Here is a 24,346-nt window from a genome sequence, read left to right on the forward strand (position 1 = left end):
GCTTATGCAACGGCGACAAGTTCCACAACTTTTTTGATCACTTGATCTGGTTTGATTCCTTCCGCCTGTGCGTCATAGCTGAGCAGAATGCGATGACGGAGGACATCGTGGACCACCGCCTGTACATCGTCTGGGCGTACATAATCGCGGCCCTTGAGCCACGCATACGCTCGCGAGCACTTGTCGAGACCTATGGTTCCGCGTGGACTCGCTCCAATCTGAATCCACTTGCGCAGGTCTTTGTCGTATCGCTCGGGGTAACGAGTAGCTTCAATCAGGGCCACTATATATTGTTCGACAGCCTCGGCCATATGCACCGCATGAATCTCGTTGCGCGCCGTAAAAATGACATCTTGCGACACCGGTGGTTCCTGCGCGGTTGCGTTCTTAGAAGTATCGGCAGTCTCGGCCTCTTCGCCGCGTACCAGCAACATGATGTCACGTTCGGACTTATCTTCCGGGTAGTCGACGTAGACGTGCATCAGGAAGCGGTCGAGTTGCGCTTCTGGAAGCGGGTAAGTTCCTTCCTGCTCGATAGGGTTTTGGGTTGCCATGACAAGAAAGAGTTTCGGTAATGTGTGGGTCTTGCCGGCGACGGTAACTTGCCGCTCCTCCATCGCTTCGAGAAGCGCAGCCTGAACCTTTGCAGGCGCGCGGTTTATCTCATCTGCCAGTACGAGGTTGTTGAAGACTGGGCCCGGCTGAAACTGAAATTCGCCTTTATCCGCCGTCGTGAAATAGATCTCCGACCCCGTGATATCGGAGGGCAGCAGGTCGGGCGTAAATTGAATGCGAGACAGGCCAGCATCTAGAAACTTACTCAGTTTTTTGATCGCCCTCATTTTTGCTAGACCGGGGAGGCCCTCTACCAACAGGTTCCCATTGGCGAGCAGGCCGATCAAAAGCCGTTCGATCATTGCCTGTTGCCCTAAAACTGTCCGTTCCACGCGCCTTTGCAGATCAAGAATTGAGTCGAGAGTGGCCACGGATTCTCCGCCAACTTCAGTCGCGATATCGAGAAGAGTAGAGCCATGGTATTTGCTTTCTTGACTTGGTGAGGGGTGAGGCAGAATAACCCCGTTCCCTTGCAATACCTTTCGGTATTTTAAGAATGAAATTCCCAGGCCCAATGCAAAAGATTTGTATCGTTTAGAGGCTGCTCTCGTTCGGAAGTCCTCGCACGATCCAACCAAGCAACCGCTACCTACGGCATGAGAAAGCTTTCAATTACGACTGCGGAATCTACCACTTTCAGCTTGCTCCACCGACGTTTAGTACGCGAAAGGAGCTGTCCATGCTTTCCATCTTTAGCAGGGTCTGCACTCGGTCCAGAACATTTCGTCCGGCCCTCTTAATCTGCCTCGCACTTACGGGCGCTATATTCGGTGCGCAGGATTCCAAGGCCGACGACAAGAAGCCAAATATCCTGGTCATCTTCGGCGATGATATCGGTCAAAGCAATATCAGCCGCTACACGCACGGCCTGATGGGGATGAATACGCCGAACATCGACAGTATTGGCGAACATGGAATGACGTTCACCGATTACTACGCAGAAAATAGCTGCACCGCAGGGCGAGCGACATTTATCACCGGACAGGTTGCGGTGAGAACGGGAATGACCAAGGTCGGCGTTCCAGGCGCGCCCGTGGGGATTCAGAAGCGCGATATTACGATCGCAGAGGCAATCAAGCCACTGGGCTACGCAACCGGGCAGTTCGGCAAGAACCATCTTGGCGATCGTGATGAGTATCTGCCGACAAACCACAGCTTCGATGAGTTCTTCGGCAATCTCTATCACCTGAACGCCGAGCAGGAACCGGAGATGCCTTATTGGCCTAAGGACGATCCGATCTTTTTGAAGGTGTACAACCCGCGTGGCGTTATTCATTCCTTCGCAGATGGAAAGATTGAGGACACCGGGCCGCTAAACATCAAGCGCATGGAAACCATCGATGATGAGGCCTCCAACGCTTGCATGGACTTCATGGATAAGCAAGTGAAGTCGAACAAGCCGTTCTTTGTGTGGATGAACTTTACAAGGATGCACGTCTTTACCCATGTGAGGCCGGAGTTCCACGAAAAGAGTGGGATGCCGGGCAACGATTATGCAGATGGAATGTGGGAGCACGATCAGGATGTTGGAAAGCTGCTGAAGAAAGTAGACGACCTTGGAATCGCAAATAACACGATCGTCCTCTATACGACGGACAACGGCCCCAATATGTTCTCGTGGCCCGATGCGGCGATGACCCCGTTCCGGAATGAGAAGAATTCGAACTGGGAGGGTGCGTACCGCGTGCCTGCGATGATTCGTTGGCCTGGACATATCAAAGAGAATGTCTGGTCAAACGAAATCGTCTCCGGACTGGATTGGTTCCCGACGTTTATGGCTGCGGCGGGTAATCCCAACATCACCGAACAACTGCTGAAGGGTACCGGCCCCGGTGGTATGGCGCGCACAAGGTACATCTTGATGGTTACAATATTCTTCCCTACCTAACCGGTCAGGTGGAGCACTCTCCACGGCGGAATTTTTATTACTTCAATGACGATGGACTTCTGGTGGCCATGAGACATGACAACTGGAAGTTTGTTTTCTGCGAGCAGCGAGAGATTGGTGGCTACAAGGTATGGTCGAATCCATTCGTCTGTACTCGACTCCCATTGATTGAAAATTTGCGTATGGATCCCTACGAGAAGGCGCCTCTCATTTCGGATCAATATGACGATTGGCAGGTCCATAATGTGTACCTGGCGATTCAGGGGCAAATCTCCGCACAGGAGTTTGTCGAGTCATTCAAGACCTATCCACCCAGTCAGGCTCCGGCAAGCTTCACGATCGACCCGGAGAGCTTTGTGAACATGGCTCCGAAGCCCAAACAGTGAAGAGGGATGGAGCCGACGTCTAGTTGATTGAAAAGAAGAACGAACGACAAGCAGAATAAGGAACCGGGTTCATCCTTCACAATGAACCCGGTTTGTTTTATTCAAGGGGCCTGAATGCCAGCCGCGAAACCTGCCTCATCTTCCGCGAAGAAACCGAATAACAGCCGTGGCGGAGTCAAGAAGCCTGCTCAAGAGATCCGGGAGACACACCCCATCCGCTTCGACGGAAGAATGGCATTGTTTACTCTCTTACTCTTCTTCTCCGGCACAGCGGCGCTCATCTATCAGGTTCTCTGGATCAGGCAGCTCTCTTTGGTGGTCGGGGTTGAAGTCTATTCCATTACGGTTGCGGTAAGTGCTTTTTTCGCGGGGCTGGCAGTAGGAGGCGTGCTGCTGGGCCGAATGGCGGATCCATGGAAGCGGCCACTCCTGCTTTATGCTCTGCTCGAAGTCGGCGTGGCAGTGGCTGGATTTGTTGTGACGGTTGCGCTGGCGCATACAGCAGGCCCGTTTGTCGCTATCGAATCTCATGCCGGCATTCTTGCGTGGGCACTTCCCTTTCTGCTGGTCGGTACACCGGCATTTCTGATGGGCGGAACTCTGCCCGTCGCGGTACGTTCGCTGGCGGCCGGGACGTCACGCGTGGCGAGGGTGGGCGGCTGGCTCTACGCTGCCAATACGGCTGGAGGCATCGCGGGTGCGTTGCTCAGCTCTTTCGTGCTCCTGCCATGGCTCGGCGTGCGCGGCAGCGCGCTGACCGCGGCGCTCTTCAATTTGGTCGCAGCGGGCGTGGCACTTGTTCTCGACCTGCGATCCGCAACAGAACAGATCACAGGGAAAGACATAGAAACTCCTGACGCACAGCCCAGAGGCTCGCGTACGGCGCTCGTCCTTTATGCGATTGCGGGCGGTATCGCTCTCGGCTACGAGGTAGTCTGGTCGCAAGCCATGGCTCAGTTTCTGAGCACGAGGGTGTTTGCGTTTTCAATGGTGCTCGCGACCTACCTGGCGGGTCTGGTCGTCGGAAGCGCGCTATATGCACGCTTTTCCAACCGCGTGCGTGACGCATGGGGAGTGTTCGGGCTTCTCATCTCCGCTGCCGGAGTTGTGGCTCTACTGGAGGTCGCCGGTTTGAGCTTGTGGCAGCTGCGCATTCAGGGTGAGGTCGGCAATCTCGCCCTCTCCGTCACCGGCAGCGAATTTGCTCACATGTGCGCACAATTTCTCGTTGCTGCCATCGGCGTCGTCTTTGTGCCGACAATTCTGCTTGGTGCAGCATTTCCTGTGGCGTTGCAATTGGCGGCAGACCCTGAGCGCCCAGGCCGCGATGTCGGTGCCGTCCTCGCGCTTAACACTGCAGGAGGAATCGCCGGAACCCTGTTGACGGGCTTTCTCCTGGTGCCTGCGCTTGGGCTAGTGCACACCTTCAGTGTGCTGGCAGTTGCCGCCGCAACCGTCGGTGCCTTGGCAGTCGTCCTAGGAACAGGCGTGAGCCGGAAGGTGCAGTGGGCGGTCTTTGGCATTGGACTGGTAGCCGTCGCGGTTGGAATTCTTACTCCGCCGGATCGTCTCGCGCGGCTTCTCCTGACAACACGTGGAGGAGGCGCATTGGTCTTCTACCAGGAGAGCCGCGGTGCCACGGTCGCCATCGCACAGCAGCGATCTGGCGACAACGTATTTCGGCGGCTCTACATTCAGGGGGTCTCCAACTCTGGGGACGCTCTACCGTCTCTGCGTTATATGCGCCTGCAGGCGATGCTACCCCTGCTCATTCATCACGGCGAGCCAAAATCTGCACTCGTGATCGGATTTGGCACGGGCATCACTGCTGGAGCGATATTGCATTATCCGCAATTGAACCGAAGGGTTTGCGTCGAGTTGCTTCCAGCAGTGGTTAAGGCGGGTCAGCTCTTCCCCGAGAATTACAAGGCGGGTTCCGATCCGCGCATGCAAATTCGTATCAGCGACGGACGGCACGAGCTGGTGCGCACCGCAGAACGGTACGACCTGATCACGTTAGAACCGCCGCCGCCTTCTGCAGCGGGAGTCGTGAATCTCTATTCGACGGACTTCTATCAACTCGCCGGGAAGCGGTTGGAACCGAATGGCCTCTTAGCTCAGTGGCTTCCGATTAGCACGCAAAATGATGAGGATACTCGCTCACTAGTGCGCAGCTTTCTGGATGTTTTCCCCTATGCGACTCTCTGGAGTACCGAGTTGCACGAGATGCTGCTGGTCGGGTCTTACCAACCCATCGAGCTAAACGCGAATCAGATTGCCAGCCGCTTCACACAGGGTGAAGTCAGCACGTCACTAGGGGCGGTCGGCGTATCTTCACCAGCCGCTTTGCTCGCTACATGGGTTACGGGAAGAGAAAGTCTCGAGCGCTACGCGGCGAATGCGCGTCCGGTTACGGACAACGATCCGCGCATCGAGTATTCGCGTTGGGTGCGGCCAAAGGAGATAACGCGAGTTCTCCCCGAGCTGCTTGCTCTTCGAACAGATCCACCGCTTGTCGATGCTGACGATGCTTTACGCAATGAGGTCATACGACAGCGCCAGGGTCTTTTGGATTTCTACTCAGCCGGTCTAGCAGCCTATACCGGAGACAGAGAAGGGTGGGACCACGCAATGCAGCGCGTCGTCGATACGGATGACAATAATCCTTACTATCGACGGATCGCAGGTGAACGTAGATAACCCCGAAAACACCAGACATCCATCGGGCAGAGACACGAAGAGCAAAACTAAACACCCCGGACGCCGGTTGCAGGATCGTAAGGTTGGCGACGAACAGTGGGAACTTCAACACCCACCACTTTGAGCTTAGGCTCTAGTTCTACTGCATGTAGCAGTTCGCTATTAATACGGTCATCAATCGCGATGGCATTCTTTGCGTTCACGGGATAGCGGATAAAGACCTGAAGCGCCGCGGATGTGAGCACAAGTCGGACCTTTGGTTCTAATGGGCCGACCGAAACCAGTAACAAATTTGTTTCCATCTTGCGGCGTAGGTCCTCAAAACCTTGCCGATAGTCAATGAAGGCGGCGCTGAGTGCGGCCTGCATCCGTCTCTCTACCTCGATGTAATCGCTATCCGGCGCCAGGGTGACGCTGGTTTCGTGCCAGAGGAAATCGGTACCGGGAATCTGCCGGAAGAGGGCCGCAGTGGGTTGAAAGACAATGGCATTGGAAAACGCCACCACTCGACCTGAAGGTTGGACGTCGGATCCGACTCCGATCAACTCCATGACATGGAAGCGAATCAAACCAATCTCGATGACTTCTCCATTCACTCCAGCTACCTGACGCGATCGCTTGTTCTGATGCCGAATTTTCCTATCAACAAGAAGTAACCAACGATAGCAATGATTACGTTCTGGAGCGCCAGTGCGACTCCCGCCGTCAGGAGCCCTGCAAATGTTGCGATTGAGCCCAGACGACTCACAAGCCCAAATGTGACCACCATCGCGATAACGAACCACAGCACAATTTGCCGCAACAGCAGATACGGATAGCGACGATGAGAATCCGGAACATACCGAAAAATCGCCCGTCTCCACAACCGGAATACGAGAAAAACAATTGCGACAATCACTGCAAGAAACACCAGCCGAAACAAGAGCGACTTTCTTGCATCCAGGTATTTTCTCTTCGTAGCCTCCTTCCAGTCCTCAAGGTTCCTCTGATAGGTCTCCAATAGAATTGTCTGTTTGCTCGGAGGGATGAGGGGTGCAGCGACAAGATTAAATTCCCTGGTGAGCACGTCCAGTGCGGTCCGTTGTTGAAGGAGCACAGCCGGATCTGACGAATCCGCTCGGTCCGCGATAGTGTCGCCTCGAAGACTCAGTGCTTTAATCCGCTCGTGGAGAGGGATCTGCAGTTTACGTGCGCTCTGGTCGAGATTCCTCGTGTTATCGATCGCGTCATCGATCGTTTTAATCTTTCGCGAGAGAGAATACACCGCACCTAGCTTGCTCCAGATGCCAAGAGGTTCAGCCGGCCGGGTCGTTGCTTGCTGCTTCATGGTCGCGGCTGATCTTGTGGCGGAGGTGCTTCCTCCTATCGAAACAGAATGTTCGAGAGCCTCAATATGAGATAACAAGCCGCTTGGCTGGGAGGCACTTTCCATGAACTGTGACACGCTGTTCAAAGCGCCACGCCTGGCCTTGAGCAAAGCCACCTTGCTCTCAGTCTCAGCAATCGCCGAAAGAATATCTTTTTGCTTCTTGAGTGACGTGGACTTCAGTTTTTGCTTCAGCGAATCTAGTTGCGATTGAGTTTGATCTAATTGGACGTCAATCTTAGATGCCGATGCCGCCAGGGATTGATAGCGAGAGTCGACAGAAGTAGAGGAAATAGCTCCAGATGTAGTTTGGCCCAAGAGGTCAGCTCCAGCATGACCAAAATCAAACGAAAGTTTGACGACCTGGTCCGCAAGGGGAGCGTTGCTGGCAGCAAAGAGAATGTCATTCGGAGATGGAGGGTCCGGTTGTCCAACAGCTATCTGCTGATACCAATTGATGGTCTCGTTCAAGAAGTCAATTATTTGAGTCTGATCGATGGGACTGGTCGCAATTCCAGCCGACAGCCCCCGGTTGGAAACGAGTACCACCAGCAGGATCGCGAGGCAGCGTCGGGTCTTCTGTCGGGGCATGGCTCCTCGATGATACGAATCGCTGATACCGGCCTACAGCATCCCATTTATCCTAAACCTAATGGAACGACCACCCTACCGTTGACGTCGCGCCAAGGTTGTTCGAAGGCGCACCTACAACCGGCTGGTTATCGTAGTTGTCGTAAAAGCTCACCCGGACGTAGAAATCTCCGAAGAATTTGTGATAGATGTCCTGATTCAAAGTCATCCGCACGCGGCCAGGCGATGTAAGGCTTGGATAGAGCCAGACTGTAGTATTGAAAGTCGTCGAATCGAATCGGAACGTTGAGTACTGCACTGCAAAGGCAGAGTCCAAAGCCTTCGTTCGCGCAGTGCTCACGGCGCCTTGAGCATCTCGCTCAACAGTGAAGGCGAGTCCGCCCATAGCTGTCAAATTAGTGCGGTTGGTGAATATTAAGCGGTTCGCTACTCCGCCTCCGAGAGTGGAGCGTAGCGCGATCTGTTGCTCCGTACTTGATAGAAAGTTCGTCAACCCGCCGCCATACCAATTCGATTTGCGGAGTTGTTGGAAGAGGGCAATCTTCGCCGTGGTCTCATTGGTGTTCGAGGTTTCTTTCTGGCTCGAGAACTGAGAGCTCGTATCCAGGGAGAACAGATGCTCTTTCGATTGATAACCAAGATCACCTTCGACGGTCAGGTTCTTCTGTCCGTTCGATTTCGCGAAACTTGACCCTACATCGAAGTTCCCACGCATACGTTTGAGAAAAGTCTCTCCAAGTTGGTCAATCTCAATTACCGAATCAAGCGGCAGCGTTACGGAGACGCCTTCGTCGATCACAAGGGTGCGGTCTTCCGCTCCCTTGCCAAGGGTACCGGTGTAGATCTTTCCTGCAGGATCGGCAATCACGAAGTCCTGCGCACTTTCTACATGATCCACCTCGGACCAATCGATTACGAAAGCGGTACTCGTGTATTTGGGTTTGACGCTCAACTGCCCCTGCGAGAGAGACTGGATCTCGCCAGTAATTTTGTCACCATTCCGCATGTAGACGGTGTCCGTCTTGGTGCGGCTGCTTGCCAGCGCGACACAAGGCGCGAGAAGGAACAAAACCATCCATCTTTGAAAAAACCTGCGTGCCTTGTGGCTAAATCGCAGTACAACGATCATCCGAGATAAGGATTCCGAGCAATAGGTCATAGAAGTCCTCTACCGCGCCAGTTTAGTCCGTGCCTGCGTGCGAGAATCGAGATACGAAGAGCCGATCCTAGGCCAAGGTTGGAGCGGCGGTGCCTGTTGAGGCTGCAAGATTGCTCATCAATTTTCGACTTCTGATTCTTATAAGAACAGACTCTATTTTGAGACTGACGGGGGTGTTTTCTTCAGCAAGTAAGGTCTGAGTCATCTCGCTTGCCAATAGAAAGGGCTTTGTATACGATGAGGTTCGGCTGTATATGCAAAGGCGAGTCTTAACTGCATCTCTGTTGCATGGCAGTTCATCTCCCCACGCAAATATATTCCAGACTCGAAGATTCTTTCAGCAGGTCGATCCGACTCCAGCGTTTGCTCTGATGCTTAGAAGAATGTTCGCATGTGTGGAGGTGCCTCCTGAAGCAAGATCTACGACCGCGCCCCTGTTCTCCGCACCTTCTCGCTGTTTTAGTGCTGCTGTTCACATCCTGTCATCTAGCGTACGGGCAGCAATCTGGGCACTATCTCCAAGGGGTTTCCGGTCTGGATAATGGCTCGACCGCACCACCCGGTGTCTTCGTAACTTATCTGCCTTATGTCTACAAGGTTGACACTTTGGAAGGTCCGAATGGCAACACCCTGCTTAAGCCGGATATCACGATCGTGGCCAATAACGTCGTCTATCAAGTGACTACGGAGAAGAGGATCTTGGGCGGGAGTTACGGATTATCCGCCATTATCCCTATCGTCAACACTCGTTTCACAGCTGACCTCTTCGACGCATCACAGCAGTCAGCTGGAGTCTCCGATATCTTCGTCATGCCGGTGGTTCTTGGATGGGCAAAAGGCAAAGCGACCTACATCTTGAACTACGGATTCTATGCGCCGTCCGGGGCGTTTGATCCTTCACAAGCACTCAATCCCGGCCTCGGCTTCTGGGAACACCAGATCCAGGCCGGCGTCGGTTACTCCTTCGACAAGCTCAAGCTATGGAATGCTTCAGCTCTTACAACATGGGAGATCAACCAGAGCAAAAGCGGGCTCGCTGTGAAGCCGGGACCGATGTTTAATCTCGAGTACAGCCTCGGCCATCGTTTCTACAACTACAAGATCAACCTCGGTGTGGCCGGATACGTTTACGAGAAGCTCTCACCAGACTCGGGCAGCGGCATCTCACCGCTGGTAGCGGGCAACATCGACCGGTCCTACGGTATCGGTCCCGAGTTCAAGTACACCAATCCTGTGAAACATCTCGGCTTAGACTTCCGCTATGAGCGACAATTCGGGGTGGAGGCCAAAACGCAGGGCGATGTCTTCGTCATCGGTATCACGTGGCTCAATATATTCCCGCCACCAGCGTCTGCTCACCATTAAGGCGAGCCACAACCGCCCAGAAGTAGCAAGAGGTACACATGAAGACGCGAACGGCCTCAATCAAAAAGGGGCAGATAGAAGAAAAATCGGCCAAAACAATTTGGACCTCAGGCCTGGTCATTGTGCTGGCGATCGGCGCATGTGTTGCGGTCTACAAGCACTCATCGCCCTTTCAGGCTAATCTTCCTGTTGCCGCGATTCCGGCTGACGCTAACCAAATAGCGCCGCCGCCACCCAACACTGCCCCGACTTCCGCCCAAAAGACCGCGGCTCCTGAGATAAGACAGGTTGCCTTCGGACCCACCGTCCCAAACACCACAGCTCTTCCGACGAAAGCGCCTCAGGGCATGGCCTTGATTCCTGGCGGAGAGTTTTCCATGGGAGCGCAAAATCCTCCGGACATGGATGACGTCGGCATGAAGGCCACGCTTGATTCCCGTCCTGTGCATCGTGTTTACGTTGATGCATTCTTCATGGATAAGACGGATGTCACCAACGCCCAATTTGCAGCGTTCGCGAAGGCAACCGGCTACATTACCGTTGCGGAAAGAAAGCCGCGTGCAGAAGATTATCCCGGCGCTCCACCCGAGAACTTGGTTGCAGGATCAGTAATCTTTGCTCCCCCAGATCATCCCGTCTCCCTCAACGACTACTACCAGTGGTGGACCTACGTACCCGGCGCAAATTGGCGACACCCCCTCGGTCCGAAGAGCAGCATCGTTGGCAAGGAGAATTATCCTGTCGTCCACGTCTCCTATGAGGACGCCCTTGCCTACGCAAAATGGGCAGGTAAGCGTCTTCCCACGGAAGCTGAATGGGAGTTCGCCGCTCGCGGCGGCCTCGCAGGTAAGCCATATGTCTGGGGCGATGAGTTCCGCCCCAAAGGCAAATGGATGGCCAATACTCACGAGGGTCATTTTCCTGACAAAGACACAGGGGATGATGGATACACAGGAATCGCTCCTGTCGCAAAGTTTCCTGCGAATAAGTATGGCCTCTTCGACATGGCGGGAAATGTCTGGCAGTGGACCAGCGACTGGTATCGCCCGGACTACTATCAACAGCTCCAAGCAAGCGTCACGCGAAATCCGCAGGGGCCAGAATCCTCCTACGATCCGTCGGAGCCTGGCCACTCAAAGAAGGCGCAGCGCGGAGGCTCTTTTCTCTGCACCGATCAGTACTGCTCGCGCTACATCGTAGGCACACGCGGCAAAGGCGACGTCGATACGGGTACCAACCATTTAGGATTTCGCTGCGTGATGTCGCTTCAGCAGGCGGAGACAGCACTGAAAGCTGGAGAATCGAACCCCGCACAACCACTCACTGCAATGAAATAGGGTTCCGCACGGCCCTCGTTCACTTTCGCGAGCCGCACCTAGAGCGATTTGCCATTGAGGCGACGCGCTACTTGGTACTCTGATAGACGGCAAGGTACAGTGAAGGTGTTCTGGTCATGGGACTCACAAACACATGTCGGGCCGCCCTCCAAAGCCTCTTGTTGTCGATGACCATTCCCGTGCTCGGAGCGGGACAGATTCTACAATCTCAAACTCCTGCACCGAATCATTCCATCGTCACCAGCTCATCGTCGTCTCCTGAGAGCAGCAATGGCGATCTAAAAAATGACATGGAGAGCTGTCGTGTTCATCGAGTGACAAGCCTTCCAGGAAGTCACCAGTTCGCAAGTGATTTTATTGAAGCGATCGCCAGCGACCCTAGTCCAGACGTCGAGGATCCTGACACGATATGGGGTCTTACTGCGGATCTTAGCGGTGAGGTTCCCCCACAGGATCGTGCCATGTACATATCAAAATCAACCGACGGCGGCGCGACATGGATTCAAGTTGCAAAAGTGGGTTCGAAATATTTCGATGCAAAGATCGGTGAGGGTCTGCGCAATGGCTTCAGAGTCTCTCCCGGTGGAACCTACTTCGTGGTTACGACGCAACGAGGCGCCTTTCAAGTCTTGCCTCAGTCGAGCGGATCCGAGACTTTAGTAAATCCTATTGCCGGCCCTCGTGTACCTTCATCGCCTCCGAAGGTACCGATTCCGAAGAGAGCGGGTGACGCGGTGAGGGCAAACGCCCTTGAGATGACAGCAGACGGAAGGCATCTCATCATTGGTTATGGATACTTTGACCTCGATCCACAAATCTTCACCTATCACAAAGATGCAGATGGCTCATGGGTCGAAGATGGACTTCTTTCCGGTCTACCCACTGACATGGACATTCTCTCCATGGAATTCGACGATTCGAAGAAAGCAGAACCTGGTTTTCTCTATGTGGGAACCGGCGACCAGGTATATCTTCTCAACTTTCACACCAATAAATGGAGTCGAATCGAGGGAGTAGGCCCGGACTCAGCGATCCATGGAATGACTGTCGTTGGCGGTCTTCATCTGGCAGCTTGCTGGGGGGTCTATAACCCGACAGGCCCTGGCACCGTGAGAAGAGTGACAAACGCCAGCTTTCTTATACATAGAACGACAGATGAGGCAGGTTCCAACCTTCGCGCTTACAGCATCGAGGTAGACCCGTCAAAGCCGACCCGCGAGGTCGTAACCTCGCTCACAGGCGTTTACACAAGCGAAGACAGCGGCCAGAGATGGAGAAGGCTCAATGATCTCCCAGAAGAAGAGTTTCGCACTGCGCATTTCAACTCCGACGGAACGATCCTTGTCTCTGGGATCGCAGGTACGTTCCTGGTCAATCCATTTTCAGACGCTTGTTCGCCTCACCTAAAGGGTCGCGATAAATAGCTCCATCCGGGGTGATGCTGCCTATCTGCTTCTCGCGATTCGTTGGACAGAGTTCCGTTTGGTCGCTTTAGCTAGGCGCGCCTCATCAGCTAACTGGATCTTGTGCGCCGTAACAATAGATCCAATCAAGCCCGGAAAGCGCTTATCGATCTCCTCGCAACGAGAGGTGTTGTGCATCTCAACACCCTGGCGTTCACCCCGAATCAAACCAGCCTCCCGAAGGATCTTGAAATGCTGCGAAAGCGTCGATTTAGGAATCGGCTTTTCGCTGACATTCGAAAACGCCACGCAGTTGTGCGAACAGTCCTGTCCTACGATATCGGCATAGATCGCCACCCGCACGGGATCAGACAAGGCGTGAAGGATCGCTTCAACCGTGACGTCCTGGACCGAGGGATGAAATAGGGGTCTCACGAACACCACAATAGTCTCTTTCAGCGATAAGTTCAATAGTGCATAAATTCTGAACTAATGAATCCTTCTGTCACCGAACTCAATCTACTCACCAGCAGACGAAACCTGCCAGCCCCAAGTGGCTCGAAAAGATCTCAACCGAAGAGGAATAAGTCATGAGCAAGCTCAAAGGTAAAGTAGCAGTCGTCACGGGCGCATCCAAGGGTATCGGAGCAGCCATCGCCAAATCGCTCGCCTCTGAAGGCGCATCCGTCGTCGTCAACTACGCCTCCAGCAAGTCTGGTGCGGACACGGTTGTTGCCGCGATCACCGCTGCAGGCGGTAAAGCAGTAGCCGTCGGTGGAGATGTCTCCAAAGCTGCCGAGGCACAAGGCATCGTCGACGCTGCGATCAAGAACTATGGTCGTCTCGACATTCTTGTCAACAACTCCGGCGTCTACGAGTTCTCTTCTATCGAAGACGTTACGGAAGAGCAGTTTCACAAGATCTTCAACATCAACGTGCTCGGCGTTCTTCTCACTACCCGAGCGGCCGTCAAACACCTAGGCGAAGGAGCGAGCATCATCAACATCGGCTCCGGCGTCAGTAGCCTCACCCCTCCCAACAGCGCTGTCTACACCGCCACGAAAGGCGCTCTCGATTCCATCACCGGCGTCCTGGCGAAGGAACTCGGGGCGAGGAAGATCCGCGTCAACTCCGTCAACCCGGGCATCGTCGATACGGAAGGCACGCAAACCGCAGGCTTCATTGGTTCTGATTTCGAAAAAGCTCTTGTGGCGCAAACCCCTCTCGGCCGAGCAGGCCGGGTCGACGACATCGCCTCCGTCGTTTCCTTCTTCGCATCAGACGATGCGAAGTGGATCACTGGCGAGCGCGTCATCACTGGCGGTGGTCTCCGCTGATTAACCGAGATCTCTCGAATGCTCATCAGCATCGTGCGTTCGAGAGATTCTTCCCACATCTCGGCCGGAACAATTCGAGCAGCTAACAGCAAAGGATAAATGACATGGGTAAGATAGACGGAAAAGTAGCAGTCATCACAGCAGCTACGTCAGGCATGGCGCTAGCCACGGCGAAACTCTTCGTCAAAGAGGGCGCATATGTCTTCATCACCGGCCGCCGCCAGGACAAACTCGATGAAGCTGTCAAGGCAATCGGCAAGAACGTGACTGGGGTCCAGGGCGACGCAGCCAACCTTGCCGACCTCGACCGTTTGTACGAAACAGTCAAGAGGGAGAAAGGAAAGATCGACATACTCTTCGCTAGCGCAGGCCAGGGCGAGTTCGCCAAGATCGGCGAAGTCACTGAAGAGCACTTCGATAAGACCTTCGATCTGAACGTACGTGGCACACTCTTCACCGTGCAGAAGGCTCTCCCGCTGTTTACCGATGGCGGTTCCATCTTCATGAACGGCTCCATCGCCAGCATCAAAGGCTTCCCGGCCTTTGGCGTCTACAGCGCCAGCAAAGCCGCAGTGCGCTCTTTTGCTCGGACCTGGCTCAACGATCTCAAGGACCGCAAAATCCGCGTCAACGTGCTCAGCCCAGGAACGATCGACACTCCAACCCTCGATCCTCTCGGGCCCGACGCGAAAGAGTATTTCAAGACGCTTATCCCACGCGGAGAGATCGGTCGCCCGGAAGAGATCGCAACCGTAGCGCTCTTTCTCGCCTCTGACGATTCAAGTTTCGTCAACGGCATCGAACTCTTCGTAGATGGCGGAACAGCACAGATCTGATCAGTGAATATTACTCAAGCGGCGACTGTTTCAGACGTGAAGTTGTAGCGGAGAGGTGGGTCACCTTCACGCTCTTCGCCAAGCCAACCAAGGCCAACAGTTTGATACCCCAGTAGTTGAAGTCCAACTCCCACCAAGCCATCCCGTGGTTCGCAGACACAGGATGAGCGTGGTGATTGTTGTGCCAGCCTTCGCCCCCTGTCAACAGTGCAACCCACCAGCTATTGGTTGAGTCGTCGCGCGTCTTGAAGCGGCGCGATCCCCATAGATGGGTGGCCGAATTGACCAGCCACGTGGTGTGGAAGCCGATGGTAATCCTCAAAAACACGCCCCAGAGCAGCCACGAGACACCCAGCCGCCACCCGCCAAGAGCCGTGCCGACACTGAGCAAAGCGATGGCGGTCAGGGTGATCGGAAGCCAGTGCCACACAGCCAGCCACCGATAGAAACGGTCGCGTTCTAGATCTGGAGCGTATTGGGAGAGCCTGGTCGTTTCGCTGTGAATCGAACCGCGAAGGATCCAACCCATATGGGACCACCACTTACCATCACGGGGAGAATGCGGATCACCCGGCTTGTCAGTGTACTGATGGTGCATGCGATGTACGGCGACCCAGTAAGTTGGACTGCCCTGCAGCGCCATGGACCCACAAATCGCCATGGCATACTCTAACCATTTAGGTGTGGTGAAACTGCGATGCGTGAGTTGGCGGTGATAGCTGATTGCAATCCCCACGTTCTGACCGAGCAGCCACATCACGAGAAATATGGCGACCGAAGACCAACGGAAGAAAAACGGCGCCGCGATGGCCCCCAGGTGAAACCCCGCGATCACAACAAAAAATACCCAGTTGAAATCGTTCGACTCAGCCTGTACCACTGCGAGTTCGGGTCTGTCAGTTTTTTGTGGTGTTGCTGCAACAGTCGCCATGCATGTTTTGCCTCTGGTGTCGAGGCTAACGCCCGGCATGGCGTGTGACTAGCGTGCGCAGGTAAGAGTTCGGTAATACTTCAGACAGGACGCACCAAGGACGTCGTACTCAGGCAGTCAGGCGCGCCCGGCAAACTCCCGAGTCTCCGTATTCACCTTAATTTTTTCCCCTTCTTTAATAAACGAAGGCACCCGGATTTCGACACCTGTCTCCAGCTTGGCCGGCTTGGTCACGCCTCCGCTCGCAGTATCGCCACGAACTCCGGGTTCGGTATACGCGACAGAGAGTTCCACCTGAACCGGCAACTGCAGTCCAATCGGGTTGCCGTTATATTTATCAATCTGAATCAGGATTCCCTCAACGAGAAAGTCTCGGGCGTCCCCGACCATCTCATCCCTAAGAACGAGAGTCTCAAAACTCTCCTGATCCATAAAATACGAGCCCTCACCGTCGCTGTAGAGGTAAGACGCTTCAACCGTCTGGAGATCCGGCTCTTTGAACTTGTCGCTGGCCTTGAACGTTTTATCGAAGACAGCGCGCGTAAGCATATTCCGCATCCGCAAACGAACTAGCGTCTGTCCACCTCTGGCCGTAGGGGTGGAGATCTCCGCTTCCAGACAGCAGAACGGAACGTTTTCATACTCAAAAGACATCTTGCGCTTTACGTCGATGGCGTCGATCAATGTGGCCATGGACCTCCTCAAATACTTCGGTAATGCGGGGTTGAAGGTGGTGATTCCACCAGAGAGCTTAGTCGCCTCGTTGTCGGCTGAAGTCCGGATGACCATAGGATAACAGCGCGCTGAGCCGATTCATGGCTCTCACGATCCAGAAGTGAAGTTGGAAAGCATCGTAGCCCACGTGGGTCGCTAGCGTTCGCCGCTTCCCGCGCGTTGGCCCGTGCCTCGAAGTGAATGCCGGCCCGTCACCCGTTCAGGGGCGGCATTCCAACAGCAGTACGAGATCGAAGCTGGCAAACTGGCTGGGGCGAGTTCTCACCGCTAGGCTAAAATCGCCGTCCAACTTGAAGCTCGTCGATGTCATCATCGTCTTCGTCTTCTTCCTCGTCGTCATCCTCATCTTCGTCATCCTCGTACTCATCATCGTCATCATCATCTTCATCTACTTCGTCGTCGTCATCCTCAAACTCATCCTCGTCGTCGTCCTCCTCTTCTTCGTCGTCATCATCCTCGAACTCATCATCGTCGTCTTCCACTGCTTTCTTCGCGACGCTGAGGGATTCAGACGTGGCGTAACCTGCAGGGGAGTCAAGCGAGCTGTATTCAGAGGCGGCAATGAAATCCGTACCCAGGGGGAAAAAGGTTGCGTTGAAGTCGAAGGTTAGGGTCTCAAGTGCCATAAAAATCTCCTGTTGAAAATGTGTACTGGGATAGGATGCAGCAGATTGAAAAAAGTGAGTGTGAAAATTCACTTTTCCCCGAATTGAACGATTAGCGGAATCTGACGCTTTTCCTGATACATGCGTTGGTCCGCAAGACGACGCAGAAAGACCTCATCGGTCGTGTCGTCAGGGTAGACGGCGACGCCGATGCTTCCGCTCACGGTAACCGTGTTGCCGTTGATCTGCACAGACTTGCTGAGCGCCCCGGAGAGTCGCCCGACGCAGTTGTCCGCGATATGGTCTACCGGTTCATCGACAGGCAGATCCGTAACAATCACGATAAATTCGTCCCCGCCGAGTCGCGCAAGTGTGTCCGAAGTTCGGATGGCGGCCCGAAGGTTATGCGCAACGCGTTGCAGCAACTCGTCGCCCGCATCATGTCCGTAGGAATCGTTAATCTGCTTGAATCCATTGAGATCGAGCATGAGCAACGCAGTACGGGTGTGGTTACGATCCGACCGCCTCAGCGCGTCCACCAAGAGGTCCTCAAAGTGCCGCCGATTCGGCAGGCCCGTCAAATGGTCATGGAACGCATACCATTCGTTGCTCGAAACCTGGTGTTCCAACATCACCAGCAGCATGCCGATCGTAACCAGAAACTTCTGCATGTCCCATATCTGCGAAGCGATATCGATGTACTGCGGGTGGTTGATAACCCATGAATGCAGTAGAAAGACCAAAGCCCACAGGGTAAAACCGAGAACGACCGCAACCTTCCCGAGGCTCTGGCTGGGCAGGCTGAGTTGAAAGAAGATGGCCGTCGCGAGGTAGATGGCGAAGAGCGGGACATATGCCGTATCGCGATACATTCCGTTCGAAGCGAAAAACCAGGCCGAGCCCCAGACACATATCTGTGCCGCAACAATCCACCAGGCGCCCCCCAGTTTCCAGGTGCGCGCAAGCAAAAACGGGCTGACTGCTCCGACCAGAAGACCGCAGACAATGAAAACGCGGTAGATCCCAGGCGTCCGGACATCAAAGCCATACGTCGTAAGAACCGCAAAAAGGGGGGGAGCATTCAGAAAAAGATAGTAAAGCGTTTGTTTCCGCGGAAAGAGAGCCCTCGCGGCAGCCCACAGAAAGATGCCTCCAGCTGCAAGGTACGCATCCAGCGCAACGACGTGCGAACTAAGGTGCCATTGGCCCTTGGGCGAATAAAAAGCGTGAGCAATGGCCTCAAGAAAGATGAACAGCAGGCCACTGATCCAAAGATCGACCCTCTCCTGCGGATGGCGCTTACGCAGAAAGTAAAGGATCGTGAGAAGCGTTGCCATTGCGGCCAGGTCAGGAGTCAGTCGGTAGTTCATCTGTCTTTCATGCGACTTTGTCGCTGCTTTCGGTCCAAAGAATCACGTATTAGCTGGGAGAGAGTAGTTCAGTATCGAACATTACCGTTAATGGCCCGCAAAAGGTAGCCTGTCAGGCTTCGGAAAATGGCTTGAGCTGCTTCTCCGTAGGCGGACTGGTCAACAAGCTCACAATAACCAGACACAGCAGCGAAGCAAGCAGAGCCGGCAGAATGGCGTCGCGTTCGCTGATGGTCGCCGGAAGGTGGGAGTGGACCAATCCCGCATCCCAGAAGACGGTAACGAAGGTGCCGACCGCAATGCTGGCCACCGCCCCTGCGGCCGTCGCGCGCCTCCAGTAAAACGTGGCAAGGATAACTGGCGTCAGGGCAGCACCGTAAATCGTGTAAGCGTAAAGCGATTTTTTCAATACCGACTCGATGTGGAGCGACTGATAGAGCGCCCACAGCCCAAGCAGAACGACCATAAGACGAGAGACTGCAAGAGTCTTCTTGTTGGAAGCCTCCGGATTGATATAACGGAGGTAGATGTCGTTGACGAGATTGGTCGACGGAGAGAACAGCCAGTTGTTCGCCGTTGAAATAATCTTTGCGAAGATAGCTCCCATCAGCAACGCGCCCAACAGGCGAAGCGGACCCGAACCAGAAAAGCCGTGCAGCCCAAGGTAAGCAAGAATCTCGCGAGGACGAGCCGCAACCTCTCCACTAGGAAACAGACTCGACCCCGTGACCGCGAGCGCCACGATAACGGTCTCGAGAATAACCGTGCCGATGATCCATCCAACCACCGCCCGCGTGGCATCCTTCTCGGATTTGGCGGAGAAAAACTTCTGATACATCGACTGATTCCCCAGCAGCAATAAGCAGGTCGGAAGAAAGAGCTCGAGACATCGAATGTGCGACAAGTCACCAAAGACCTGAAAGTGGGTAGCTGGAAGGCTCGCATGAATCGCAGACCACCCTCCCGCACGCTGAGCAAGTATGGGCAAAGCGATGATCATCGTGAAAGTAGCAAGCAGTCCAATCGCCACGTCCATATAGGCGACAGAGGCCATCCCGGCGATGGCGGTAAAAACAATGACAAAAGCCGCAATAATATATTTGCCGAAGTCAGGGGTAATAAGGTCCGGAAAGATCAGGTGAAGAATATCGCCCCCACCTACAAACTGGTAACTCGTCACAGCCGTATAGCAGAAAAGAATCGCGATGACGCCAAGAATACGGGCAGCCTGGTTATAACGAACCTCGAGGAGATCCGGAATAGTGAATTGCGCGAACTTTCTCGCTCGTGGCGCAATGAAATAGATCAGCAGCAGTCCCGCCCAGCCGCCGCCTCCCTGCCACAGCGCCGCAAAGCCGTGCTTGTACGCATTCTCGGCGCCGCCAAGTAGCGACCCTGACCCAATCCAACTCGACAGCAACGTGAAGACCAGAACGAAGGCAGGCAGCGAGCGGCCTGCCACAAGGTAATCGGCCTTGGTTTTCACCTTGCCAAGACGGGTCAGCGATACCGTGAGCAGGGTGACGACAATAGCCGAAAGAACAATCGCATAAAGATTCATTTGGTAGGGTCAAGTGTACTGTCTTGAAGCTGATTACAACACCGCCCGCCCCCCATCAAAAAAATTGCGGAGCGGCCGGAACTCGAAATGGTAAGACTCCCCTACCAGACTTTGCACGTCGGTGCATGCACCATCGGCTGGCCCGCCTTGCAACTAAACGCCTTCTGAAACTCGGGCAGATTCGAAACCACGCCGTTGATGCGCGCGTAACCCGGCGAGTGAGGATCCGTTATTGCCCGAACGCGCAAGACCTCGGGACGCTCATTTTCGCAGGCCCATTGCGCCATCCCGACAAAAAATCGTTGGTCCGGTGTAAACCCATCCGCACTCACCAGTTGCTGCCCCGCCGTCTGCTTCTCCCACGCAATATAGGCGAGCAGCGTTCCACCCAGATCGGCCACGTCTTCGCCGCTGGTCAGCTTCGAGTTGATATGAATATCGTCGACCACAATGTACTGGGCATATTGATCCCGAACACAGTTGATACGATCCTCGAACCCCTTTGCATCGGCGGCCGTCCACCAATCGCGAAGATTGCCCTTGTCATCAAACTGCCGCCCCTCATCATCGAAGGCGTGTGTCAGTTCGTGGCCGATCGTCGCTCCCGTATTGCCATAGTTCGGCGCATCATCCAGCTTCGTATCGTAGAGCGGCGGCTGGAGAACGCCCGCAGGAAAGTTGATGTCGTTCATCTGCGAATTGAAGTAAGCGTTCACCGTCGGCGGCGTCATTCCCCATTCGTTCCGGTCGACTGGCTTCCCCAGCTTGTGCCACTGGCGCGCGTCCTCGAAGCGGTAAGAGCGCGTCACATTGCCGATGTAGTCGTCTGGCTTGATCTCGAGCGCCGTATAGTCGCGCCATTGATCCGGGTAGCCAATCTTATTACGAATCACCTTGAGCTTACGCAGCGCCTCCTGCTTCGTTGCAGGGCTCATCCAATCGAGATTCTCAATCTCATGCTGCATGGCAGCTTCCACCTGCTCGGTCATCTGCTGCGTCTTAGCCTTGGTGTCCGCAGAAAAAGTGCGTTTCACAAACTCCTGCCCCAGCGCCTCCCCCAGGTCGCCATCAACTCCGCGGGTGCACTTCTTCCAGCGCGGAGGCATCGCAGGAACCCCGCGCAGCGTAGTCGAATAAAAGTCGAAGTCGGCTTGCTCCAGCGGGTGCGTCAGATACGGTGCCGCAGACGTGAGCAAGTGGAACCTCAGATAGCCGCGAAGCGCGTCAAGCGACTCGGTTGTAAGCTCCTCCTGAACTGCCTTGATAAATTCCGGCTGCGCAACATTCACCTTCGCAACGCCCGGCGCACCTTGCGTTGCAAAGTAGCGTGGCCAATCGAAGGAAGGGGCAATCTTGCCGAGTTCTTCGATCGTCATCATGTGGTACGTATTATGCGGATCCCGACGCTCGACCCGTGTAAGAGATGCCTTGGCGAGAGCCGTCTCGATGCGCAGCGTCGCATCCGCATCGGACTTCGCCTGGGCCGCCGATTCGCCACCCAGCATCATCAGCTTCTGAATATAGGCGACGTATTGCTCGCGCAGCTTCACACTTTTATCGTCCGTCTTCAGGTAATAGTCGCGGTCAGGAAGACCAAGTCCACCCGCATCAACAGCCACGATCACCAGAGACGAGTCGAGCGCATCCTGGTCAGTGCTGGACCCGAAGAAAAAGCTACCCTGATACTCGTGATGCAGCGAGCCTATCGCCGTAAGAAGTTCCGGCCGCGTCTTCAATGCGTCGATCCGCGCAAGCCCTGGCTGCACCGGTTTCACACCGAGTGCATCAATCGCTGCCGTGTTCATGCAGGCCGCAAAGTAGTCGCCCACCTTCTGCTGAACTGCGGTACGATCGGTCGCCTTCGCGTCCGCCTCCAGGATCCCCCACAGAAATTGCTCATTATCATTACCCAACTTGGCGTAGACGCTCCAACTGGCCCGGTCAGTGGGGATCGGGTTCTTCTTCTGCCAGCCACCACACGTGAACTTGTAAAAATCGACACACGGGTCCACGGAACGGTCCAGGCTCGAAAGATCAAGCGACGGCGAATAAGGCATTGATTGGAATGGCTGAGCTGCTTCTTGCGCAGGAAGGCGCATCGCAACGAGACAGAGTGCAATGGCCGCCAGGGCGACCGGAAGCTTCGAGAGCATGAGTTCTCCTGTGCACCATCCTATCTGCAAAAACTCCCACAAACCACGCAGATCCATTCCAAAGGCTGGTCGGCCAAGGATAGACTGATTGCGGTTACACCCTAGAAAGCGGAAGGCGAAATATGGCTGGTTTTTTGAAGATGTGTGCCGGAGCAGCTCTGGCAACAACCGTAGGTAGTTTAATAGCAGGGGCGCAGACCGCGCCAATCACACTCAGTGTCGATCTCACCGATGCTCCCCGCAAGATCCTCCACGCAACCGAGGTAATGCCGGTGACAGCTGGCCCCCTGACCGTCGTCTACCCTAAGTGGATTCCCGGAGAGCATGGGCCAACGGGACCCATCGATAACATGGCGGGCTTCTTCATCACTGCAAACGGTCAGCCCATCAAATGGGAGCGCGACAAGGTGGATATGTTCGCCTACCACATCACCGTCCCGCAGGGCGTCACGCAGTTAGAGATGAAAATTGACTTCCTCGCAACCGCTGGTACCTCTGGATACTCTGCAGGTGGATCGACCAGCGAAAACCTCGCTCTTCTCAGTTGGAACACGCTTCTGGTCTACCCCGCCGATACCGACGCAACCAAAGTCATGTTCACTCCCTCTGTGAAACTGCCAGTCGGATGGAACCTCGGAACAGCATTGGACAAAGATGGCAGCTCCGGCCAAACATCAACCTTCAAAACCCTAAGCCTCGAGCAATTAGTCGACTCCCCCGTACTCGCCGGTCGATACTTCCGCGAGATTCCCCTCGCTCCTGAGATTTCGCCGAAGCATTATCTCGACATGGCCGCCGATGGCCCCGAACAACTGGATCTGTCCAAAGAGCACATCGCCGACTTCGACAAACTCGTGCGCGAGACCGGAGCTCTCTATAAGTCGCGCCACTACGGCTCCTACCACTTCCTCGTCACGCTCAGCGACGAGGTCGCGCACTTCGGCCTTGAGCATCATCAGTCCAGCGACGACCGCGTGCCAGCCACTACCTTCACCGACGATCGCGAGTTTGTGCTCGATGGCCTGCTGCTTCCGCATGAGTTCACGCATAGCTGGAACGGCAAATACCGTCGCCCCGCCGGCCTCGCCACCAACAACTATCAGAAGCCAATGGAAGGCGACCTCCTCTGGGTGTACGAGGGTTTGACCGAGTACCTGGGCGATGTGCTCGCCGCACGTTGCGGCATCTGGACAGCCGAGCAGTACAAACAGCGGCTTTCAACCATCGCAGCGGAGTACAACAACCGGCCAGGCCGCACCTGGCGCGATATTCAAGACACCGCGACCTCAGCGCAGATGTTCTACTCCACTGGTGTGGGATGGGACAACTGGCGCCTCAACGTGGACTACTACGACGAGGGCGAACTCATCTGGCTCGACGTCGACACCACGATTCGCAAGATGACCAACGGCAAAAAATCAATCGACGACTTCGTCGCGAAATTTCACGGCCTCGGCGGAGACACAGGACCAAAGGTAGTGCCATACACCTTCGACGACGTTGTTGCTGTACTCAACGATGTCGCACCCAACGACTGGGCCACGTTCCTCCGCTCGCGCCTCGATTCGAACTCCTCTCAAGCCCCCATGGGGGGTATCGAAAACGGCGGCTACAAGCTCACTTACACAGACAAGCCAAACTCCTGGAGCACACTCGAAGACCAGCAGTCTGACAGCTTCGACTTCTGGTTTTCCATCGGCTTCCACGCGAACAAGGTGGGCAATATCTCAGACGTCCTCAAAGGCGGCGTCTCCGATAAAGCTGGTATCGGTCCGGGGATGAAGATCCTGGCAGTAAACGGCCGCGCCTACAGTCCCGACGTGCTCAAGGCCGCAATTCACGAAGCCAAAGACTCCGGTCCGGCCGTCGAGCTCATCGTCTTCAACACCGGCTACTACAAGGTGGTCAAACTGGACTATCACGATGGCGAGCGCTATCCACTGCTCGAGCGCGTCTCCTCGGTGCCCGATCGTCTGGATGACATTCTGAAGGGGGCAGCGAAGTAAGG

20 protein-coding genes are annotated in these 24,346 nt (G+C 54.9%); 9 read left to right on the forward strand and 11 right to left on the reverse strand.

Going from position 1 to position 24,346, the window contains the following annotated elements:
- Nucleotides 1-2: 2 nt before the first annotated feature.
- Nucleotides 3-986, reverse strand: coding sequence for an AAA family ATPase (locus HDF14_RS00715; RefSeq protein ID WP_183973633.1), 984 nt, complete (start codon nt 984-986; stop codon nt 3-5).
- A 308-nt stretch (nt 987-1,294) separates the two neighbouring features.
- Here HDF14_RS00715 and HDF14_RS00720 point away from each other — a divergent pair, with 308 nt between their 5' ends.
- The 3 genes from HDF14_RS00720 to HDF14_RS00725 all read left to right on the forward strand — a co-directional run bounded on the left by HDF14_RS00720 (nt 1,295) and on the right by HDF14_RS00725 (nt 5,589).
- Nucleotides 1,295-2,503, forward strand: a complete 1,209-nt coding sequence (locus HDF14_RS00720; RefSeq protein WP_260697931.1) for a sulfatase-like hydrolase/transferase — start codon at nt 1,295-1,297, stop codon at nt 2,501-2,503.
- A gap of 68 nt (nt 2,504-2,571) precedes the next feature.
- Nucleotides 2,572-2,889 (forward strand): hypothetical protein, encoded by a 318-nt coding sequence (locus tag HDF14_RS26210; protein WP_260697932.1) that lies wholly within the window; start codon nt 2,572-2,574, stop codon nt 2,887-2,889.
- A 114-nt stretch (nt 2,890-3,003) separates the two neighbouring features.
- Nucleotides 3,004-5,589: a fused MFS/spermidine synthase gene (locus tag HDF14_RS00725; RefSeq protein ID WP_221304500.1), complete on the forward strand. Its 2,586-nt coding sequence runs from the start codon at nt 3,004-3,006 to the stop codon at nt 5,587-5,589.
- 47 nt (nt 5,590-5,636) lie between these two features.
- Here the strand turns inward: HDF14_RS00725 and HDF14_RS00730 are convergent, their stop codons facing one another.
- Genes HDF14_RS00730 through HDF14_RS00740 form a run of 3 tightly spaced genes read right to left on the reverse strand, consistent with a single transcriptional unit; the run spans nt 5,637 to nt 8,621 of the window.
- Complete coding sequence (locus tag HDF14_RS00730; protein ID WP_183972589.1) at nt 5,637-6,185, reverse strand: hypothetical protein; 549 nt, start codon at nt 6,183-6,185, stop codon at nt 5,637-5,639.
- A 5-nt stretch (nt 6,186-6,190) separates the two neighbouring features.
- Nucleotides 6,191-7,546: a mechanosensitive ion channel family protein gene (locus HDF14_RS00735; protein ID WP_183972591.1), complete on the reverse strand. Its 1,356-nt coding sequence runs from the start codon at nt 7,544-7,546 to the stop codon at nt 6,191-6,193.
- Nucleotides 7,547-7,604: 58 nt separating this feature from the next.
- Complete coding sequence (locus HDF14_RS00740; protein ID WP_183972593.1) at nt 7,605-8,621, reverse strand: DUF481 domain-containing protein; 1,017 nt, start codon at nt 8,619-8,621, stop codon at nt 7,605-7,607.
- Nucleotides 8,622-9,311: 690 nt separating this feature from the next.
- On the opposite strand from HDF14_RS00740, the gene HDF14_RS00745 reads away from it, so the two are divergent.
- The 3 genes from HDF14_RS00745 to HDF14_RS00755 all read left to right on the forward strand — a co-directional run bounded on the left by HDF14_RS00745 (nt 9,312) and on the right by HDF14_RS00755 (nt 12,831).
- Entirely contained in the window at nt 9,312-10,070 is a 759-nt protein-coding gene (locus tag HDF14_RS00745) for a SphA family protein (RefSeq protein WP_183972595.1), read from the forward strand.
- Nucleotides 10,071-10,108: 38 nt separating this feature from the next.
- Entirely contained in the window at nt 10,109-11,407 is a 1,299-nt protein-coding gene (locus HDF14_RS00750; RefSeq protein WP_183972597.1) for a formylglycine-generating enzyme family protein, read from the forward strand.
- A 116-nt stretch (nt 11,408-11,523) separates the two neighbouring features.
- Nucleotides 11,524-12,831: a hypothetical protein gene (locus tag HDF14_RS00755; protein WP_183972599.1), complete on the forward strand. Its 1,308-nt coding sequence runs from the start codon at nt 11,524-11,526 to the stop codon at nt 12,829-12,831.
- 21 nt (nt 12,832-12,852) lie between these two features.
- Here HDF14_RS00755 and HDF14_RS00760 read toward each other — a convergent pair whose 3' ends face one another.
- Complete coding sequence (locus HDF14_RS00760) at nt 12,853-13,251, reverse strand: ArsR/SmtB family transcription factor (protein WP_313899454.1); 399 nt, start codon at nt 13,249-13,251, stop codon at nt 12,853-12,855.
- Between the two features lie 149 nt (nt 13,252-13,400).
- On the opposite strand from HDF14_RS00760, the gene HDF14_RS00765 reads away from it, so the two are divergent.
- Both HDF14_RS00765 and HDF14_RS00770 read left to right on the forward strand, forming a co-directional pair.
- Nucleotides 13,401-14,147: a glucose 1-dehydrogenase gene (locus HDF14_RS00765; protein ID WP_183972601.1), complete on the forward strand. Its 747-nt coding sequence runs from the start codon at nt 13,401-13,403 to the stop codon at nt 14,145-14,147.
- 104 nt (nt 14,148-14,251) lie between these two features.
- Nucleotides 14,252-14,983 (forward strand): SDR family NAD(P)-dependent oxidoreductase, encoded by a 732-nt coding sequence (locus tag HDF14_RS00770; protein WP_183972603.1) that lies wholly within the window; start codon nt 14,252-14,254, stop codon nt 14,981-14,983.
- A 10-nt stretch (nt 14,984-14,993) separates the two neighbouring features.
- On the opposite strand, the gene HDF14_RS00775 is transcribed toward HDF14_RS00770, so the two are convergent.
- The 6 genes from HDF14_RS00775 to HDF14_RS00800 all read right to left on the reverse strand — a co-directional run bounded on the left by HDF14_RS00775 (nt 14,994) and on the right by HDF14_RS00800 (nt 22,338).
- Complete coding sequence (locus tag HDF14_RS00775; protein WP_183972605.1) at nt 14,994-15,914, reverse strand: acyl-CoA desaturase; 921 nt, start codon at nt 15,912-15,914, stop codon at nt 14,994-14,996.
- 117 nt (nt 15,915-16,031) lie between these two features.
- Nucleotides 16,032-16,607, reverse strand: coding sequence for an elongation factor P (gene efp / locus HDF14_RS00780; protein ID WP_183972607.1), 576 nt, complete (start codon nt 16,605-16,607; stop codon nt 16,032-16,034).
- A gap of 314 nt (nt 16,608-16,921) precedes the next feature.
- Nucleotides 16,922-17,275: a hypothetical protein gene (locus HDF14_RS00785; RefSeq protein ID WP_183972609.1), complete on the reverse strand. Its 354-nt coding sequence runs from the start codon at nt 17,273-17,275 to the stop codon at nt 16,922-16,924.
- A gap of 68 nt (nt 17,276-17,343) precedes the next feature.
- Complete coding sequence (locus HDF14_RS00790; protein WP_183972611.1) at nt 17,344-18,624, reverse strand: diguanylate cyclase domain-containing protein; 1,281 nt, start codon at nt 18,622-18,624, stop codon at nt 17,344-17,346.
- A 112-nt stretch (nt 18,625-18,736) separates the two neighbouring features.
- Complete coding sequence (locus tag HDF14_RS00795; RefSeq protein ID WP_183972613.1) at nt 18,737-20,185, reverse strand: sodium:solute symporter family protein; 1,449 nt, start codon at nt 20,183-20,185, stop codon at nt 18,737-18,739.
- Between the two features lie 101 nt (nt 20,186-20,286).
- The gene (locus tag HDF14_RS00800; RefSeq protein ID WP_183972615.1) at nt 20,287-22,338 is read right to left on the reverse strand and encodes a M13 family metallopeptidase; all 2,052 of its coding nucleotides are present in this window, start codon (nt 22,336-22,338) and stop codon (nt 20,287-20,289) included.
- Between the two features lie 122 nt (nt 22,339-22,460).
- Here HDF14_RS00800 and HDF14_RS00805 point away from each other — a divergent pair, with 122 nt between their 5' ends.
- Nucleotides 22,461-24,344 carry a M61 family metallopeptidase gene (locus HDF14_RS00805; protein ID WP_260697934.1) on the forward strand — a complete coding sequence of 628 codons (1,884 nt, stop codon included), beginning with the start codon at nt 22,461-22,463 and terminating at the stop codon, nt 24,342-24,344.
- Nucleotides 24,345-24,346: the final 2 nt, after the last annotated feature.

This window comes from Tunturiibacter gelidiferens (assembly GCF_014201335.1).
Lineage (GTDB): Bacteria > Acidobacteriota > Terriglobia > Terriglobales > Acidobacteriaceae > Edaphobacter > Edaphobacter lichenicola_E.

What these genes read in the sequence shown, in the direction of transcription:
- HDF14_RS00785 (WP_183972609.1), bottom strand. Translation starts at nt 17,275, where the DNA reads ATGGCACTTGAGACCCTAACCTTCGACTTCAACGCAACCTTTTTCCCC.
- HDF14_RS00770 (WP_183972603.1), top strand. Translation starts at nt 14,252, where the DNA reads ATGGGTAAGATAGACGGAAAAGTAGCAGTCATCACAGCAGCTACGTCA.
- HDF14_RS00735 (WP_183972591.1), bottom strand. Translation starts at nt 7,546, where the DNA reads ATGCCCCGACAGAAGACCCGACGCTGCCTCGCGATCCTGCTGGTGGTA.
- efp (WP_183972607.1), bottom strand. Translation starts at nt 16,607, where the DNA reads ATGGCCACATTGATCGACGCCATCGACGTAAAGCGCAAGATGTCTTTT.
- HDF14_RS00800 (WP_183972615.1), bottom strand. Translation starts at nt 22,338, where the DNA reads ATGCTCTCGAAGCTTCCGGTCGCCCTGGCGGCCATTGCACTCTGTCTC.
- HDF14_RS00755 (WP_183972599.1), top strand. Translation starts at nt 11,524, where the DNA reads ATGGGACTCACAAACACATGTCGGGCCGCCCTCCAAAGCCTCTTGTTG.
- HDF14_RS00740 (WP_183972593.1), bottom strand. Translation starts at nt 8,621, where the DNA reads ATGGTTTTGTTCCTTCTCGCGCCTTGTGTCGCGCTGGCAAGCAGCCGC.
- HDF14_RS00750 (WP_183972597.1), top strand. Translation starts at nt 10,109, where the DNA reads ATGAAGACGCGAACGGCCTCAATCAAAAAGGGGCAGATAGAAGAAAAA.
- HDF14_RS26210 (WP_260697932.1), top strand. Translation starts at nt 2,572, where the DNA reads ATGAGACATGACAACTGGAAGTTTGTTTTCTGCGAGCAGCGAGAGATT.
- HDF14_RS00775 (WP_183972605.1), bottom strand. Translation starts at nt 15,914, where the DNA reads ATGGCGACTGTTGCAGCAACACCACAAAAAACTGACAGACCCGAACTC.
- HDF14_RS00725 (WP_221304500.1), top strand. Translation starts at nt 3,004, where the DNA reads ATGCCAGCCGCGAAACCTGCCTCATCTTCCGCGAAGAAACCGAATAAC.
- HDF14_RS00720 (WP_260697931.1), top strand. Translation starts at nt 1,295, where the DNA reads ATGCTTTCCATCTTTAGCAGGGTCTGCACTCGGTCCAGAACATTTCGT.
- HDF14_RS00790 (WP_183972611.1), bottom strand. Translation starts at nt 18,624, where the DNA reads ATGAACTACCGACTGACTCCTGACCTGGCCGCAATGGCAACGCTTCTC.
- HDF14_RS00795 (WP_183972613.1), bottom strand. Translation starts at nt 20,185, where the DNA reads ATGAATCTTTATGCGATTGTTCTTTCGGCTATTGTCGTCACCCTGCTC.
- HDF14_RS00765 (WP_183972601.1), top strand. Translation starts at nt 13,401, where the DNA reads ATGAGCAAGCTCAAAGGTAAAGTAGCAGTCGTCACGGGCGCATCCAAG.
- HDF14_RS00805 (WP_260697934.1), top strand. Translation starts at nt 22,461, where the DNA reads ATGGCTGGTTTTTTGAAGATGTGTGCCGGAGCAGCTCTGGCAACAACC.